The organism is Amycolatopsis benzoatilytica AK 16/65 (assembly GCF_000383915.1).
Lineage (GTDB): Bacteria > Actinomycetota > Actinomycetes > Mycobacteriales > Pseudonocardiaceae > Amycolatopsis > Amycolatopsis benzoatilytica.
On the sequence record NZ_KB912942.1, the window covers coordinates 7144049 to 7158952 of the forward strand.

Genomic DNA, 14904 nt, shown 5'->3' on the forward strand with positions numbered 1-14904 from the left:
AATACCCGCTTGAGTGACCGATCAGTGTCGTGGGTAGCGCTGCACCCAGGCGTCACCGAGCGCGTTGCGCGCCGAATGCCGGTCGAAGTGCCAGAGCGCGTCGGTCGCCACCTGTTCGATCAAATGGTGCAGTTCCAGCTGCTCGACCCACTTGCGCGGCAGGCCGGGCACGCCCACCCGGGCACCGAGCAAGGCACCGGTCAGCGCGCCGGTGAGTGCGCTGCGGCCAGAGTGGTTGACCGCGCGCAACATCGCCTGTTCCGGGTAGTTCTCGAACCCGGACAGCGCCGCGAACGAACGGCCGAGCGCCGAAAGCGTGCTGTGCCCGTCGCCGACCAGCTCCGGCATCCGCAGGTCCGGCAGGCCGTGCTCGCCGAAGAACGGCACCGCCTCGGCGACCAGGTCGCGGACCGGGCCCCACTCCGGACCGTCGTGCTCGGCGAGCACCTCGCGAGACAGGTTCCACACCGGGTAGCTGAACGAGTCCTTGGTGAGCGCCTTCTCGAACACCCAAGCCAGATAGGTCGCCGCGGCCACGTCGTCCGGCCGGTGCGTGACCCCAGCCAGATCGCGCACGACCTGGCTGATCCCGCCGCTGAACCCGGTGCCCGGACCGGCCGAAGTGAGCACCGCGGGCAGCGCGCCGATCAGCGCGGCCGGGCCGGACAGCGGCGCGGCCTGTGGATCCCCGGTGACCAGCGCGTGGTACGCGTTGAGCTCGGCGTCGTCGATGGCGCGCCGGGCGTGCAGTTCTGGCACCTTCACCAGGAAGCCGTCGGCATTCTCGATCGCCGCGCCCTGCGTGTGGAGCCAGCGGCCGAGCGCGCCGCGCACCACGCTGGGGAACTGCTTCTCGACGTCGCGCGATTCCGGCTGCTCGCGGTGCGGGCTGCGGATGACGGCTTCGGTGAGGAAAAGCAGCCGCTGGGTCAGCGAACCGATCCGGCCCGGCTGGTCGAAGGCGAGCGGCAGTTCGCGGACGCCGTCCGGGCCATAGGTCGAGACGATCTCGTCCAGCCGCATCCGGTCGACCGCGGAGCCGAGCGCCTCGCCCAGCGCGAAGCCGACCCACGCGCCGACGACGCGCTGCCAGCCGTAGCGGAAGTTCTCCAGGTTCATCTCGGGGTACTTCCCGAAGGTGTCCAACCGGGGAACGATCCGGCCGTGGTTGTCCCAGGACGGGACGAGACCGTTGACACGCAAGTCGTTCGGCCGCGCTCGGCTCGGCTCCGGCTGCTCCAGCCGGCGCAGCCAGGATCGGCCGAGCACGGTCCGGCGGCATTCGTCGGCGGTCAACTCGAAGCCGTGCCGCCGGGCGCGCTCGGCGGCGGCCTTCGGCGGGTCGACCGGCTTGTCCAGGCCGATCCGCGCGGCGGTGTCGACGGCGAGCTTCTCCAGCGCCTCTTCGATTTCCGGGCAGCGGCCGTTCTCGTCGATCCGCGGCTCGTGCCGGGGGAACCGTTTCGCGATCGCGGTCAGCTCGGCCCCCGCGACGTCTTCGAAGGTCGCCGGCCCGCCGTTGATCACCAGGTTCGGCGGATGCTCGAACTCGGCGAGGGTCGCCAAATCGACGCGCCACCAGGCGTGCTCGCGGGGCGGCAGGTGCCGGGTGGAGCTGAAGACGCGCAGCTCGTTGCGCTCTTCGGAGAAGTAGAACCGGTCGGTCGCGCCGGTCTTGAGGTCGAAGGGCACGAAGACCTCGCAGCGCAGCAACCCGATCAGCAGCTGTTCGCGAGTCAGCCAGCCGACGCTCGCGAACGCCAGCAGGGTCTCCAACGGGTTTTCCGGCTTCGGGTAGCCGCGGCGGATCGGACCGGCCTTGTACTCGGGGTTCTCCCGTTCGTCGCCGGTCTGGTGGCCCTGGTCGTCCACCTTCACCCAGCCCGCGACGGCGGGCAGCGGCACGCCCAGTTCCCCGAGCCCGGCCTTCGCGTACTCCGGGTCGACGACCTCGCGCCAGCTCTCCTGTCCCGGGTAGGCCACCGGGGTGCTGAGCCCGCCCGGTTGCGGGTGGGCTTGGCGCAGTTCGCCGTCCGGTTCGCGCACCACCACCGACGGGGCCGGGAACAGTTCCTTGTCCGGGCGGCCGTCGTCGAGGAACGCGACCGTGTTGTAGGGGATCGACCAGCCCTCGGGGACGCGCAGCACGCGTTCGCGGTCGACCCGGAGGCCGCCGGGACCGGAGACCTCGGGGCCGTGCACGGCGCGCAGCCATTTCCCGACCTTGTCTACCGCTTCCGCCGCTTCCACCTACTCGATCCTCTCCAGGCTTCCGTCGGACTCGTGGTCCGCGATCGGCTTGGGCAGCACGTACGCCACCGCGCCACCCGGCAGGCTCGCCCAGGGCACGGTCACCCCGGCGATCGCGTGCAGTGCTCTTCGGAGGCGAAAAGTGCTGGTCACGCGCTCGCGCTCAAGGGGAAGCGACGTCGTCGGGAACCGTACCGCCGGGTGGTGGACCAGGTTGCCTGGCTCCTCGCCGAACCGCAGGACGACGGTACCTTCCGCCAGCCTGGTCAGTCTCTTGTTACGCAGCAGCGTGAGGGGAGGGTCACCCGGGACCGGCTGGATCGGCCAGTCGGCGACCTCGCGGGCGGTTTCGAGCGCGGTCTCCCGGCCGCCGGTCGCCCGGGCCGGGTGCAGCAGCAATGCGCCGAGCAGGTGCTGCGCGGCGGCTTCGAGGTGCTGGAACGGGTGCTCGCGGCCGTCCGGGGCGGCCACCGTCCAGCCGGCTTTGGACTGGTAGATGCTCCATTTCCCGGCTTCGCGGCCACCGAGGCAGTAGGTGTCCGGCCAGACGCCGAACGAGTCGAGCCGCTGGCCGAGGTGCGTCAGCAGAGCGGGGTCGGACAGGACCGGGTCGGGGTTCGTTTCCCGTTCGGCGGCCAGGTCGGCCGCAGTCCGGCAGAGGTCGTCCGGACCGGGCAGCGGGCGGGGTTGCCCGGCGAGGTCGGCCTCCGCGGTGCGGCGCACCAGGGGCTCGACATACGGCGGGTGGAAGCCCAAGGCGCGGATGTGCGCGACCAGTTCGGGTTCGGGTGCGATGGCGTGCCTGCGGAGCTGTTCGGTCACCTCGACCGGCCAGATCCAGCTGCCGTCGGTGCGGTGCCGGCCGCCGACCTCGACCTCGCGTTCGAGGTATTGCAGCACGAGCGGCAGTTCGTCGTCCGGGATCGGTTCGCGGGCCTCGCCGTCGGCGGCCGGCCAGGCACGCTGGAACACGACGCCGAGCGGGAGCCCGACGTGCACGCGCCACCAGTCCGGCAGGTGCTCGTCGTCGCGCGGGAAAGTGTCGAGCTCGGTGCGGTAGGCGGATTCGCCGGGCGGCGTCGTCCACGGGGGTTCGCCGTCGGTGAAGTAGTCGAATTCGAAGGAGCCGTCCGGGGACAGCACGTAGCGGGCCTGCAGCCAGGTGCCGCGGCCCTGCAGATACATCTCGGCGCGCAGCGAGGTGAGCCGCTGGACGATTTCCGGTCCAGCCGACGTGTTCCGCGCCTGGACCTCGAAATGGTCGCCGAGCTGGGCGAATCCGACGCCGGCCGGCGCGTCCGGATCGGCCCGGCCGTCCCGGATCAGCCTGCCGATCCCGACGAGTGCGGCGTGCTGGCCGGGCTCGGCGCTTGGTTCCACGTGAATCATCGCGTCCGCAGTGGACGACATCAGGACCCGCGACGACGGTTCAGCGGAACGGTCCCGCGCGGCCGGACCCGACGCGGGGTCGGTCGCGGGGCGGGCATCTGCTGCAGCGTCGGGGCGGGCTCTTCGGCGAGCCGTCGCACCAGGTCCTGGACGGTCAGGGCGAGTTGTCCGGGCGTGGTCCGCTCGAAGGCGTCCGGGGCGATTTCGAGACGGTCGAGTGTCCCGGCCGGTCCGCCGGTGGCCCGGACGAGCCCGTCCGGCGAGGTCAGGACAGGACAGGCACGGTCGTCGCCGATGGTGCTCACGGTGGCCCCCCGTGTCGGTTGCGTGAGCCGAGGTTAACTCGACCGGGTCACGCGTCACCCTAATGCCAGACGGTGAGTTACTACCCACGTTTACCGGCAACGGTTTGCGGCAGCGAATCGCCGCGCCGTCGCCACGCCAGCAGATACCCGGCACCGCCCACCAGATACAGCCCGGTGGCCGCGGCGAGCACTGCTGGCGAATGCCCGTTTTCCGGCACGAAGATCGCCGCGACCGAGACCGCCGCGACCTGGGTGATGTTGAACAGGGTGTCGTACAGGGCGAACACCCGGCCGCGCGCCTCGTCCGCGACGTCGAGCTGGACGGAGGAGTCGACGCACAGTTTCAGGACCTGCCCGGTTCCCATGATCAGAAAGGACGCGACGAGCGCGAGCGGCAGCAGCATCGGCACTCCGAGCGCGCCTTGCGCGACCGCGGAAAGGCCTAACGCGGCCAGCACCGTGCGATCGCGGCCGAATCGCCGGATCAGCCGGGCGGCGAAGAACCCCGCCACGAGAATCCCGGCTCCGGCGGCCCCGACCAACTGCCCCAGTCCGGGCAACCCGGCGCGGAACACGCCGTCGTCGGCGAAGTAGTTGCGCATCAGCAATACGCTGACCAGCAACGAAATGCCATACGCCGCCCGATGCGCGAACAACGCGACGAACCCGGCCGAGACGCTGGGCGCTCGCCACGCGTGTTTGGCGCCGTCCGCCAGCCCGCGCGCCACCGCGACCAGCGGGTTGGCCGGCTCGTCGACAACAGTCGGCCCGAGCACTCCCTTCGCGAACCGCTGCGCGAAGAACGCTGACAACACCGCCCCCGCTATCGCGAACGCGGTGGTCTCCGCGGATCCCACGTCGCCGGACCCGAACACCGCCCGCAACCCGATCGCGCACCCGCCGCCGACGACCGCGATCGCGGGTCCCAACGTGGCCGCCACCGCGTTCCCTGAGACGACTGCTTCGCCCGGCACCACGTGCGGCAGCGCGGCGGACAACCCGGACCCGATGAACCGGCTGATTCCTTCCGCGACCAGTGCGAGCGAAAACAGTTCCAGTCCGCCCACGCCGGCCGCGACCGCGACGACCGACGCCACGATCGCCACCACTCGCGCGAGATTGGCGAGCATCAGCACGCGGCGGCGGTCCCACCGGTCAAGCAACGCTCCAGCGAACGGTCCGACCAGTGAATACGGCAGCAGCAAAGCCGCGAACCCGCCCGCGATCGCCAACGGATCGGTAGCCCGCTCCGGATTGAACAACACCGCTCCGGCGAGCCCGGCGCGGTAAACGCCGTCTCCCCACTGCGCGGCGAACCGCGTGAGCAGCAGCCGCCGGAACGAGGGATCCCGAGCCAACTGCCGAACCAGCCGGACTGCCTCGCCCCGCTCCGCCACCACCTGCACGCCCTCAACTCTACCGACGAACCAAGGCGGACAAACCCGGCAAACAAACCGGAAACCCCTATGAGTCGACGCTCTCGGAGAGGCTGGGCACCAGACGTGAGCAGAACAGCCCCGCCACCGATCGGTCTTGTCTGATCAGCCTCATCCGGTCGGCACCCGAACGGAACCAGCGAAACTCAGCCCGACCCAGACCCAGCCAAAGGGGGCTCCGCCCCCGCCCACCCCGAAACCGCAACATCAAGCACCGCGGGGTCGACACGCCGCCCCAGGGCGTAGGGGAAGGTGCCGCCAGGCACCGAACACACAACACCCACCCCCGGGGCGGGCCGGCGCAAAAGGTCGCCTCTCGGCGCTTGGCGCAGTGTGGCTCCGGCCGTACCGGTATTCCACAAAGGCGGTTCTTCAGTGAGCCCGGGGGACACGGATGCGCCGGCCCACTGTTCTCAACGGGGCGGGTGGTGCTGGTGTTCCCGTGCCGGGAGGATTTCCGGTCGCGGGTGATGGAATCATGGGTGGCGTGCCAGCGGACGCCGAGGTTGAACCGGGAACGCTCCTGGTCGCCGCACCCACGATGTTCGACCCGAACTTCAAGCGGACCGTGGTGTTCGTGATCGATCACCGGGCGGAGGGGACGCTCGGCGTCGTCTTGAACCGGCCCAGCGATGTGCCCGTCAACGACGTGCTGCCTGGCTGGGGCGCGCATGTCGCGGAGCCGCAGTCCGTCTTCGTCGGCGGGCCGGTCGACAAGAAGACCGCGTTGTGTCTCGCCGCGTTGCGGACCGGTGAGACCGCGGCGAGCGTGCCGGGCGTGGTCGCGGTGCGGGGGCCGGTGGCGTTGGTCGATCTGGACAGCGATCCCGAGGCGCTGGTCCCGAAGGTACGGGGCGTGCGCGTGTTCGCCGGTTACGCCGGCTGGGATTCCGGGCAGCTGGCGGGCGAGATCGAACGCGAGGACTGGGTGATCGTCCCCGCGTTGCCCAGTGACATTCTCGCTCCGCCGAGCCGGGACCTGTGGGGGCAGGTGTTGCGGCGGCAAGGCGTGCCGCTCGCGCTGCTAGCGACCCATCCGGGTGATCTTCAGCGGAACTGAGGTCAGCTCGCGTCGCTGGACTTCTGCAGCACGCCGCAGCCGCCCGAGCCGCACGCGCAGCCGCTGCAGCCGGCTGGCACCCGGGCGGGGGCGGGCACCGTCAGCGCGGCGCGGGTGCCCATCCGGGCACCGGCGAACACCATCGCCACCAGCGCGACCAGTCCGACGATCGCGGCGGCCACCAGGCCGGCGGTCGTCGGCATCGCGAGCCCGGCGGCACCGGCGATGATCGCGGCGGCCCCGCCGGCCAGCGTCGGGATGCCGGCCACGCGGTTGGCGAGCTGGAACGCCTCTTCGCTGCGCAGCGAGGCTTCGGTCCGGACTCCGGCCCCGCCTGCCCGGGTCAACCGTCCTCGGACGCCGAGGAATCCACCCCGGCCGACGACGACACCAAGGACGATCGGGACGAGCGCGATAGCGAACACCCCTTGAGGATAAGCGTGACCTCCCGGCCAGGCCCCGGATACCCTCGTCCGCTGTGCTATCGGCCATGTCTTCTTCCCTTCGGCACCGGCTGCTCGCCGCCGCCGGGATCGTTTCCTTGTCCTTGCTGGTCCCCGGGGCCGCGCATGCCGCCGAGCGACCGGTCCGGTTGCTCGGCGAGCGGATCGTTCCGCACAACCTGCAGTTCCAGGGCGCGACCGTCGGCGGGTTGTCGTCGGTCGACTTCGACCAGCGCACCGGCGAGTACGTCTTCATCAGCGACGACCGTTCCGCGATCAACCCGGCGCGCTTCTACACCGCGAAGTTCCCGGTCGCCGCCGGCGGAGTGGGGCCGGTCTCTTTCACCGGCACGCATCCGCTGCTGCGTCCGTCCGGCACGCCGTACCCGCCGCTGGCGAAGAACGATCCGTCCGCACCGCAGAACGAGCAGACGATCGATCCCGAAGAACTCCGCGTCGACCCGTGGACCGGGCATTACGTCTGGTCGCAGGAAGGCGACCGGCTCGCCGACGGGCACCTGATCCAGCCGTCGATCCGGGAGGCGGAACGCGACGGCGGCTACGTCCGGGACCTGCCGCTGCCCGCCGACGAGAAGATGACGCCGGACGCGGGACCGCGGCGCAATTACGTGCTCGAAGGGCTCGCTTACACCGGTTACGGAACCTTGCTGGCCAGCGAGGTCGAAGCGCCGCTGCTGCAGGACGGCCCGCCGCCCACGCCGACTTCGGGCGCATTGTCGCGAATCACCCTCCAAGCGCGGTCCGGCCCGGTCCTGGCGCAGTACGCGTACCCGCAGGAGAAGCTGTTCGCCTCCCCGGTTCCAGCCGGCGGGTTCGCGGACACCGGCGTTTCCTCGATGCTCGCGGTGGACCAGGCGAATCCGGCCAAGTTCCTGATGATGGAGCGGTCCTTCGTCACCGGCGTGGGCAACAAGGTGCGGATCTTCGAGATCGACACCACCGGTGCGACGAACGTGGCGCACACCCCGTCGCTGGCTGACGCGAAGCACGTCAAGCCGGTGAAAAAACGGCTGCTGGTGGACGTTTCCGATCTCCCGGTGTCCACTGTGGACAATATTGAGGGGATGACCTGGGGTCCGGCGCTGCCGTCCGGCGAGCGCAGTCTCGTGCTCGTGAGCGACAACAACTTCTCCGCCTCCCAGGTGACCCAGCTGGTCGCTTTGGCGGTCCCGTCGGAACGGCTTTGACCAGCGCGTTACGATGAACGTATGAACATGGCTCGGCTGCTCCTTGGCCTGCCGCGCTGACCTGGTCGCAAGGACCGGCTCGGCGCGGCGACCCCTCATGCCTTCGGGCTTGGGGGGTCGAGTTGTTTCTGGAGTGGCTCGACACGGAGGAAGACGGCGATGACAGGGTCCACCGAGGCCACCGGCACCGCGGCCGCGGCGAAGAACGTCGCGGACGCCGAGCACACCCCGCCGTTCCGCTACACCGCGGAGCTGGCCGGGCAGATCGAGCAGCGCTGGCAGGACCACTGGTCCGACCACGGCACCTACCACGCGCCGAACCCGGTCGGCCCGCTCGCGGAGCAGGGCGAGGCGGTCCCCTCGGACAAGCTGTTCGTCCAGGACATGTTCCCGTATCCGTCCGGCTCCGGCCTGCACGTCGGGCACCCGCTGGGCTACATCGGCACCGATGTCTATGCGCGGTATCACCGGATGATCGGCCGGAACGTGCTGCACACCCTGGGCTACGACGCGTTCGGCCTGCCCGCCGAGCAGTACGCGGTGCAGACCGGCACGCACCCGAGGATCACCACCGAGCAGAACATCGCGACCATGCGCCGGCAGCTGAAGCGGCTGGGGCTGGGCCACGACGAGCGCCGGTCGATCGAAACCATCGACCCGGACTACTACCGCTGGACCCAGTGGATCTTCCTGCAGATCTTCAACTCCTACTACGACGAGGACGCCCGCAAGGCGCGCCCGATCGAGGAGCTGGAGAAGGCCTACGCCGCGGGCGAGCGCGCGACGCCGGACGGCCGCCCGTGGGCCGAGCTGAGCCATGTCGAGCAGCGCAAGGTGATCGACGAGCACCGGCTGGTCTACATCTCCGAGGCACCGGTGAACTGGGCCCCCGGCCTGGGCACCGTCGTCGCGAACGAGGAAGTCACCTCGGACGGCCGCAGCGACCGCGGCAACTTCCCGGTGTTCCGCAAGAGCCTGCGCCAGTGGATGATGCGGATCACCGCGTACGCCGACCGGCTGGTGGACGACCTGGACCTGCTGGACTGGCCGGAGAAGGTCAAGTCCATGCAGCGCAACTGGGTCGGCCGCTCCCAGGGCGCGCGGGTTTCGTTCGCCGCCGGAGACGAGAAGATCGAGGTCTTCACCACGCGTCCGGACACTCTGTTCGGGGCCACCTACATGGTGATCGCGCCGGAGCACCCGCTGGTCGGGAAGCTGACCGCGGCGCAGTGGCCGGGCGAGCACCCGCAGAGCTGGACCGGCGGCGCGAAGACACCCGCCGAGGCCATCGCCGCGTATCGGGCCGCCGCCTCCCGCAAGTCCGATCTGGACCGGCAGGAGAACAAGGAGAAGACCGGCGTCTTCACCGGCACCTACGCGGTGAACCCGGTGAACGGCAAGGAAATCCCGGTCTTCGTCGGCGACTACGTGCTGATGGGCTACGGCACCGGCGCGATCATGGCGGTGCCCGCCCAGGACCAGCGCGACTACGACTTCGCGAAGAAGTTCGAGCTGGAGATCGTCCGCACGGTCGACCCGGGCGAGGGCTTCGAGGGCGAGGCGTTCACCGGCGACGGGCCGGCGATCAACTCCGCCAACGACACCGTCGACCTGAACGGCATGGGCGTCGCGGACGCCAAGAAGACGATCATCGCCTGGCTGGAGGACCGCGGCGCGGGCGAGGGCACCGTGCAGTACAAGCTGCGCGACTGGCTGTTCGCCCGCCAGCGCTACTGGGGTGAGCCGTTCCCGATCGTCTACGACGAGAACAACCTGCCGATCGCGCTGCCCGAGGACCAGCTGCCGGTCGTGCTGCCGGAGATCGACGACTACTCGCCGAAGACGTTCGACCCGGACGACGCCGACTCCGAGCCGTCGCCGCCGCTGTCGCGTGCGACCGACTGGGTCGAGGTCACCCTGGACCTGGGCGAAGGGCCGAAGAAGTACCGCCGCGACACCAACGTGATGCCGCAGTGGGCCGGTTCCTGCTGGTACCAGCTGCGCTATGTCGACCCGGCGAGCCAGGACGTGTTCTGCGCGCCGGAGAACGAGGCGTACTGGCTGGGCCCGCGCCCGGCCGAGCACGGCGCGGACGACCCGGGCGGCGTCGACCTGTACGTCGGCGGCGTCGAGCACGCTGTGCTGCACCTGCTGTACTCCCGGTTCTGGCACAAGGTGCTGTACGACCTGGGTCACGTGTCCTCGAAGGAGCCCTACCGCCGCCTGTTCAACCAGGGCTACATCGAGGCGTTCGCCTACACCGACCAGCGCGGCGTGTACGTGCCTGCCGAGGACGTCGTCGAGCGGGACGGCAAGTTCTTCTTCGGCGACGAAGAGGTCAAGCAGGAATACGGCAAGATGGGCAAGAGCCTGAAGAACGCCGTGACCCCGGACGAGATGTCGGACACCTACGGCGCGGACACCTTCCGGGTGTATGAGATGTCGATGGGTCCGCTGGACATGTCGCGGCCGTGGGCGACCAAGGACGTCGTCGGCGCGCACCGGTTCCTGCAGCGGATCTGGCGGCTGCTGGTCGACGAGCAGACCGGCGAGCTGCGAGTGTCCTCGGACGACCCGACCGAAGAGGACCGCAAGCTGCTGCACCGCACCATCGCCGGGGTCCGCGAGGACTACGCGGAGATGCGGTTCAACACCGCCGGCGCGAAGCTGATCGAGCTGAACAACCACCTGACCAAGGTGTATGGCTCGGCCGCGGCGACCCCGCGCGAGGTGGCCGAACCGCTGGTGCTGCTGCTGGCCCCGCTGGCCCCGCACGTCGCCGAGGAGCTGTGGCACCGGATGGGCCACGCCGATTCGCTGGTGCACGGCCCGTTCCCGGTGGTCGACGAGAAGTACCTGGTGGAGGACTCGGTCGAGTACCCGATCCAGGTCAACGGCAAGGTCCGCTCGCGGATCACGGTGCCCGCCGACGCGAAGAACGACGCGGTGCAGGCGGCCGCGCTGGCCGACGAGAAGATCGCCGCGCTGGTGGACGGCAAGACGCCGCGGAAGGTGATCGTGGTGCCGGGCCGGCTGGTCAACATCGTGCTGTGAATACGCGCGTTCCGGCCCGGGACCAGCTCCCGGGCCGGTACTGTGCTGTCCGTGCGTAATCGATCGATCACCGCGGTGCTGGTCGCGGCCGCGGCCGTGGTGTCCGGTTGTGCCGTCGCGCCCGGACCGGTGCCGGCGAAACCCGCGCCGCAGCTGCCCGCCGATTCGATCTCCTACGACGAGCTGCCGGTCATCACTTCCCGGCCACCGCTGTTCCCGAACGACTGCTCGCAGTTCGAGAAGGACCCGCAGCTGCTCGGCCAGTTGAGCGGCAGCAAGCCCTTCTTCAGCCCGTATACGAAGACCTGCGAGATGAAACGCGCGGACGGCGCGACGATCAGCGTCGGCGCGATGGTGCCGAACGAGCGGGTCAAAGAGGTGTGGCCGGGGTTCTGGAAGGTCTACAGCTACTCGGTGTACCACTTCCGCCGGTTTCTGCTGATGGACCGCTATTACGCGATTTCCCAGCTGTCCCAGCACGGGTGCGAGATCGCCGTGAACACCGGCTCGGAACAAGTCGTCACCCTGACCATTTCCACCAGCGGCCCGAACCTGTCACTGCCCGGTGACAGCGTCGAGCAGGATCGGCAGATGGCTGCTCAGTTCTGCCCGGATGCGGAGAAGGCTATGACCGCGTACCTCACGACGGTCGATCCGGGGGGCGGTTCGCTGGCCGCGCGCTAGGCAGCTTCGCGGGTGCCCGCCCGCCAGATCGCCAGACTGGTCAGCGTGATCCACAGCACCAGCGACGTGCTCAGTGCGACGACGCCGTGCTTGGCGATGCCGGTCAGCTGCCGGGCGGGTTCGACCGGATCCGCCCAGCCCGCGTAGTCGATGCCGGACTGCAGGAACAGGAACAGCAGCGCCAGCAGCACGTAGGCGGTGATCGCGCCGGCGGTGTTCGGGATCAACCAGGCGACGGTGACCGCGAACAGGGTCATGCAGGCCGAGCCGATCAGGATCGCGGTGATCACCATGCCGGGCCGCACGGTGAACAGGACTTGCACGTCGAGCTTGGTGAGCCGGGAGCGGAGGTACGAGAAGGTCAGCAGCACTTCCAGGGCGGCGCTGAGCAGCCAAACGCCGATGGCGACGGTGGCTTGCGCGAGCACGTAGCGCAGCCGCGACGGCTGGGCCAGCAGGGTCGGCTGTGCGCTGCGGTAGTGCCATTCCGCCGCGATCAGTTTCACGACCACGACGTTCATCAGCATCCCGCCGAGCCGGATCAGCAGGAACACCGGCAGCAGTTGGTCGGCCAGCGTGAAGTCGCGGGCGTTGCCCTGCAGGAACAGCAGCCCGACGAGAACCAGCAGGATCGGCGTGGCGATCATCAGGATCTTGTCCGCCGCTGTGGCGGTGGTCTTGCGCAGTTCGACGCGCACCAGGGTGCCGAACGATGCGCGCTGCTGCGCTTTGACCTGCCAGGCGTGCTGGGTGGGGATCATCGGCCGCCTCCGGTGAGCCGGAAGAAGAGTTCTTCCAGGTTCTGCTGTTCTTCGCGCAGTTCGAGCACCTGGACCCGGGCCGCGAATGCGAGGTCGGACACCTGCCGCAGCGGGGCGGCGACGGTCAGCCCGTCCGGGCCGGACCAGCGCAGTTCAAGCCTGGCCTGCTCCAGCGCGTGCGTCAGGCGGGGCAGGTCCACGGTGCGGATGAGCGTGCGCGGCGGGCCGGCGAAACTGTCGAGCGGGCCGTCCGCGACCACCCGGCCCTGACCGATCATCACCACGCGGTCTGCCGTCTGGTCCACTTCGGACAGTACGTGGCTGGACAGCAGCACGGTGCCGCCGCGCTGGGCGTAGCTGCGCAGCAGCTGTCGAGTGGAGCGGATGCCGTCCGGGTCGAGGCCGTTGATCGGCTCGTCCAGGATCAGCATCGGCGGGTCGCACAGCAGGGCTTGCGCGATGCCGAGCCGCTGCCGCATGCCGAGGCTGTACTTGCCGATCCGGCGGTTCGCCGCGTCGGAGAGGCCGACCTGGGCGAGCACCTGGTCGACGCGCGCCGAGGGCAGCCGCATCAGTTTCGCAGCGCTGAGCAGGTGGTGACGTCCGGTGCGGCCGGGGTGCACCGCCGCCGCGTCGAGCAGCACGCCGGCGACGTGCGCCGGGTTCGGCCAGTCTCCGAAGCGGCGTCCGGCGATGGTCGCCGCACCGGAGGTCGGGGTGGTCAGGCCGCAGATCATCCGCAGAGTGGTGGATTTGCCAGCGCCGTTCGGGCCGAGGAACGCGGTCACCGTGCCGGGCTGCAGGCTGAACGACACGGTGTCGACAACCCGGCGCTGGTTGTAGACCTTCACCAGCTCTTGGACGTGCAGCAACCCATCCCCCTCTCCCTTTTCGCTGCCAGAAGTCTGTCACACGGAGTGGTCGCGCGGGTGCGGAACCGGAGCGCTGTCGCCGAAAAAATGCCAGCTTTGCCGACCTGGTGACCGGCGGCAGCCGCGGAATCGGTGCGACGAGTGCGATTCGGCTCGCCGTGACTGGGTGGTGCTCGCTGACGTGGCGGGCACCGGGCAGGCAGCGGCCGTAGTGGACCGGATCGAGGCGTGCGGGCACCGCGCGCTCGCCGTGCAGGCCGACAGCGGCGACCTGGCCTGCCGCGCTGGAACCGGAGGTGCCCAAAGTGGCGGCCGCGCGCCTGGGCGAACGCGGGAGAGCAGTGACGTACTGGCCGACCCGGCCAGCGCGTACGTGACCGGCTCGACCATTTCGGTGGACGGCGGGCACGCCGCCTAGCCGGCTCAGCCGGTCTAGTCGGTGTAGAGGCCGACGTCCCGGGCGAGGTCGGTGAGCATGGCCTCGAACAGCACGTCCGGTTTGGACACCGGGATCGGGTAGTTCCCGAACACCTCGAGGGTGACGTGGCCGTAGAGCCGCGCCCAGAAGGTGATCATCAGGTAGGTGAGTCCGAGGTCCAGCTTCTCCGGCGGGATTTCCCGGCCGGACTCCGCGAGCACCGTGAGCAGGTCCTGCTGGAACGCGGTGAGGTCGTCGCGGAGTTCGGCCGGGACCACGTCGTTCGGCGGCATCACCAGGTCGTGCTGGGCGAGCACGTGGCCGGCGGCAGCGAGGAAGATCCGGCCGAACGGCTCGTCGAGCCGGTGCAGCGCGCTGCTGGTCGCGGTGCCGGTGCCGCCGGTCGGCGACGCGAACACCAGCGTGAACTCCTTGGTGTGGGTCAGTGCCCAGCGCCGGAAGCCCTTGCAGATCTCGAACAGCTGCAGCAGGCCCTCGTCTTGCAGGCCGGCGATCTCTCCGGCGAGTTCCGCGGCGAGATCGGTGCAGACGTCGAGCCGGAGGTTCGCGAGCAGGTCGTCGCGGGATTCGTAGTAGCGGTAGAGAGCTGGCGCGGTGATGCCGAGTTCCCGGGCGATGGCCCGCAGGGTGACCGCTTCCGGGCCTTGGCCGACCAGCAGTTTCCGCGCGGTGCGGCGGATGTCCTGTTCGGTAGCCGCTCGGGCGCGGCCCCTGCGCGTGGGGCTGCTCATCCGGACATTCTAGGTGGTCCGGACAGTCGTTTTCGCTTTCGGCGCGGCGGACCGGGGCACGGATTGCCAACGAGCGGGCAGACCGGGACCGGCGCGGCGGCTCTGGGAGCGAGAGCCGGGGCGCCGCCGGCGCCGATCACTCGGGGGGCTACGTGATCGGCGCCGGCGACCCGATGCCCTCTCCGGCGCGCTTCCGGTCGGGGCAACGTCATCGGCTTGAGGCCAGTGACGCTCCAGAAGAGCGAGGCCCGTCCCGTCAGTGACGCTTGGGG

The 14904-nt window shown here is 69.9% G+C and carries 13 protein-coding genes; 5 read left to right on the top strand and 8 right to left on the bottom strand.

Annotated features, from left to right (window positions below; translation table 11 throughout):
* Window positions 1-21: 21 nt before the first annotated feature.
* The 4 genes from AMYBE_RS0133250 to AMYBE_RS0133265 all read right to left on the bottom strand — a co-directional run bounded on the left by AMYBE_RS0133250 (window position 22) and on the right by AMYBE_RS0133265 (window position 5350).
* Window positions 22-2250, bottom strand: a complete 2229-nt coding sequence (locus tag AMYBE_RS0133250) for an ADP-ribosylglycohydrolase family protein (protein ID WP_020663711.1) — start codon at window positions 2248-2250, stop codon at window positions 22-24.
* The gene (locus AMYBE_RS0133255; protein WP_034289599.1) at window positions 2251-3639 is read right to left on the bottom strand and encodes a TNT domain-containing protein; all 1389 of its coding nucleotides are present in this window, start codon (window positions 3637-3639) and stop codon (window positions 2251-2253) included. It abuts the gene before it with no gap.
* Between the two features lie 20 nt (window positions 3640-3659).
* Window positions 3660-3944 (bottom strand): hypothetical protein, encoded by a 285-nt coding sequence (locus tag AMYBE_RS42860; RefSeq protein WP_020663713.1) that lies wholly within the window; start codon window positions 3942-3944, stop codon window positions 3660-3662.
* Window positions 3945-4024: 80 nt separating this feature from the next.
* Window positions 4025-5350, bottom strand: coding sequence for an MFS transporter (locus AMYBE_RS0133265; protein ID WP_020663714.1), 1326 nt, complete (start codon window positions 5348-5350; stop codon window positions 4025-4027).
* Window positions 5351-5858: 508 nt separating this feature from the next.
* Between AMYBE_RS0133265 and AMYBE_RS0133270 the strand changes: the two genes are divergently transcribed.
* A complete protein-coding gene (locus AMYBE_RS0133270; protein WP_020663715.1) occupies window positions 5859-6440 on the top strand; it encodes a YqgE/AlgH family protein in 582 nt (193 codons plus the stop codon).
* Window positions 6441-6442: 2 nt separating this feature from the next.
* On the opposite strand, the gene AMYBE_RS0133275 is transcribed toward AMYBE_RS0133270, so the two are convergent.
* Window positions 6443-6865 carry an SdpI family protein gene (locus AMYBE_RS0133275; protein WP_020663716.1) on the bottom strand — a complete coding sequence of 141 codons (423 nt, stop codon included), beginning with the start codon at window positions 6863-6865 and terminating at the stop codon, window positions 6443-6445.
* Window positions 6866-6930: 65 nt separating this feature from the next.
* Here AMYBE_RS0133275 and AMYBE_RS0133280 point away from each other — a divergent pair, with 65 nt between their 5' ends.
* The 3 genes from AMYBE_RS0133280 to AMYBE_RS0133290 all read left to right on the top strand — a co-directional run bounded on the left by AMYBE_RS0133280 (window position 6931) and on the right by AMYBE_RS0133290 (window position 11829).
* The gene (locus AMYBE_RS0133280) at window positions 6931-8091 is read left to right on the top strand and encodes an esterase-like activity of phytase family protein (RefSeq protein WP_020663717.1); all 1161 of its coding nucleotides are present in this window, start codon (window positions 6931-6933) and stop codon (window positions 8089-8091) included.
* Window positions 8092-8250: 159 nt separating this feature from the next.
* Complete coding sequence (leuS, locus tag AMYBE_RS0133285; RefSeq protein ID WP_020663718.1) at window positions 8251-11145, top strand: leucine--tRNA ligase; 2895 nt, start codon at window positions 8251-8253, stop codon at window positions 11143-11145.
* Between the two features lie 51 nt (window positions 11146-11196).
* On the top strand, window positions 11197-11829 hold the full coding sequence (locus AMYBE_RS0133290; RefSeq protein ID WP_211226886.1) for a hypothetical protein: 633 nt from the start codon (window positions 11197-11199) through the stop codon (window positions 11827-11829).
* On the opposite strand, the gene AMYBE_RS0133295 is transcribed toward AMYBE_RS0133290, so the two are convergent.
* Both AMYBE_RS0133295 and AMYBE_RS0133300 read right to left on the bottom strand, forming a co-directional pair.
* Window positions 11826-12590 (bottom strand): hypothetical protein, encoded by a 765-nt coding sequence (locus AMYBE_RS0133295; RefSeq protein ID WP_020663720.1) that lies wholly within the window; start codon window positions 12588-12590, stop codon window positions 11826-11828. The genes AMYBE_RS0133290 and AMYBE_RS0133295 overlap by 4 nt on opposite strands.
* Window positions 12587-13462, bottom strand: coding sequence for an ABC transporter ATP-binding protein (locus AMYBE_RS0133300; RefSeq protein ID WP_020663721.1), 876 nt, complete (start codon window positions 13460-13462; stop codon window positions 12587-12589). The genes AMYBE_RS0133295 and AMYBE_RS0133300 overlap by 4 nt, the downstream gene beginning before the upstream one ends.
* A 166-nt stretch (window positions 13463-13628) precedes the next feature.
* Between AMYBE_RS0133300 and AMYBE_RS45925 the strand changes: the two genes are divergently transcribed.
* Window positions 13629-13880 carry a hypothetical protein gene (locus AMYBE_RS45925; RefSeq protein WP_020663722.1) on the top strand — a complete coding sequence of 84 codons (252 nt, stop codon included), beginning with the start codon at window positions 13629-13631 and terminating at the stop codon, window positions 13878-13880.
* A gap of 14 nt (window positions 13881-13894) precedes the next feature.
* On the opposite strand, the gene AMYBE_RS0133310 is transcribed toward AMYBE_RS45925, so the two are convergent.
* Window positions 13895-14632, bottom strand: a complete 738-nt coding sequence (locus AMYBE_RS0133310; RefSeq protein ID WP_020663723.1) for a TetR/AcrR family transcriptional regulator — start codon at window positions 14630-14632, stop codon at window positions 13895-13897.
* Window positions 14633-14904 lie beyond the last annotated feature (272 nt).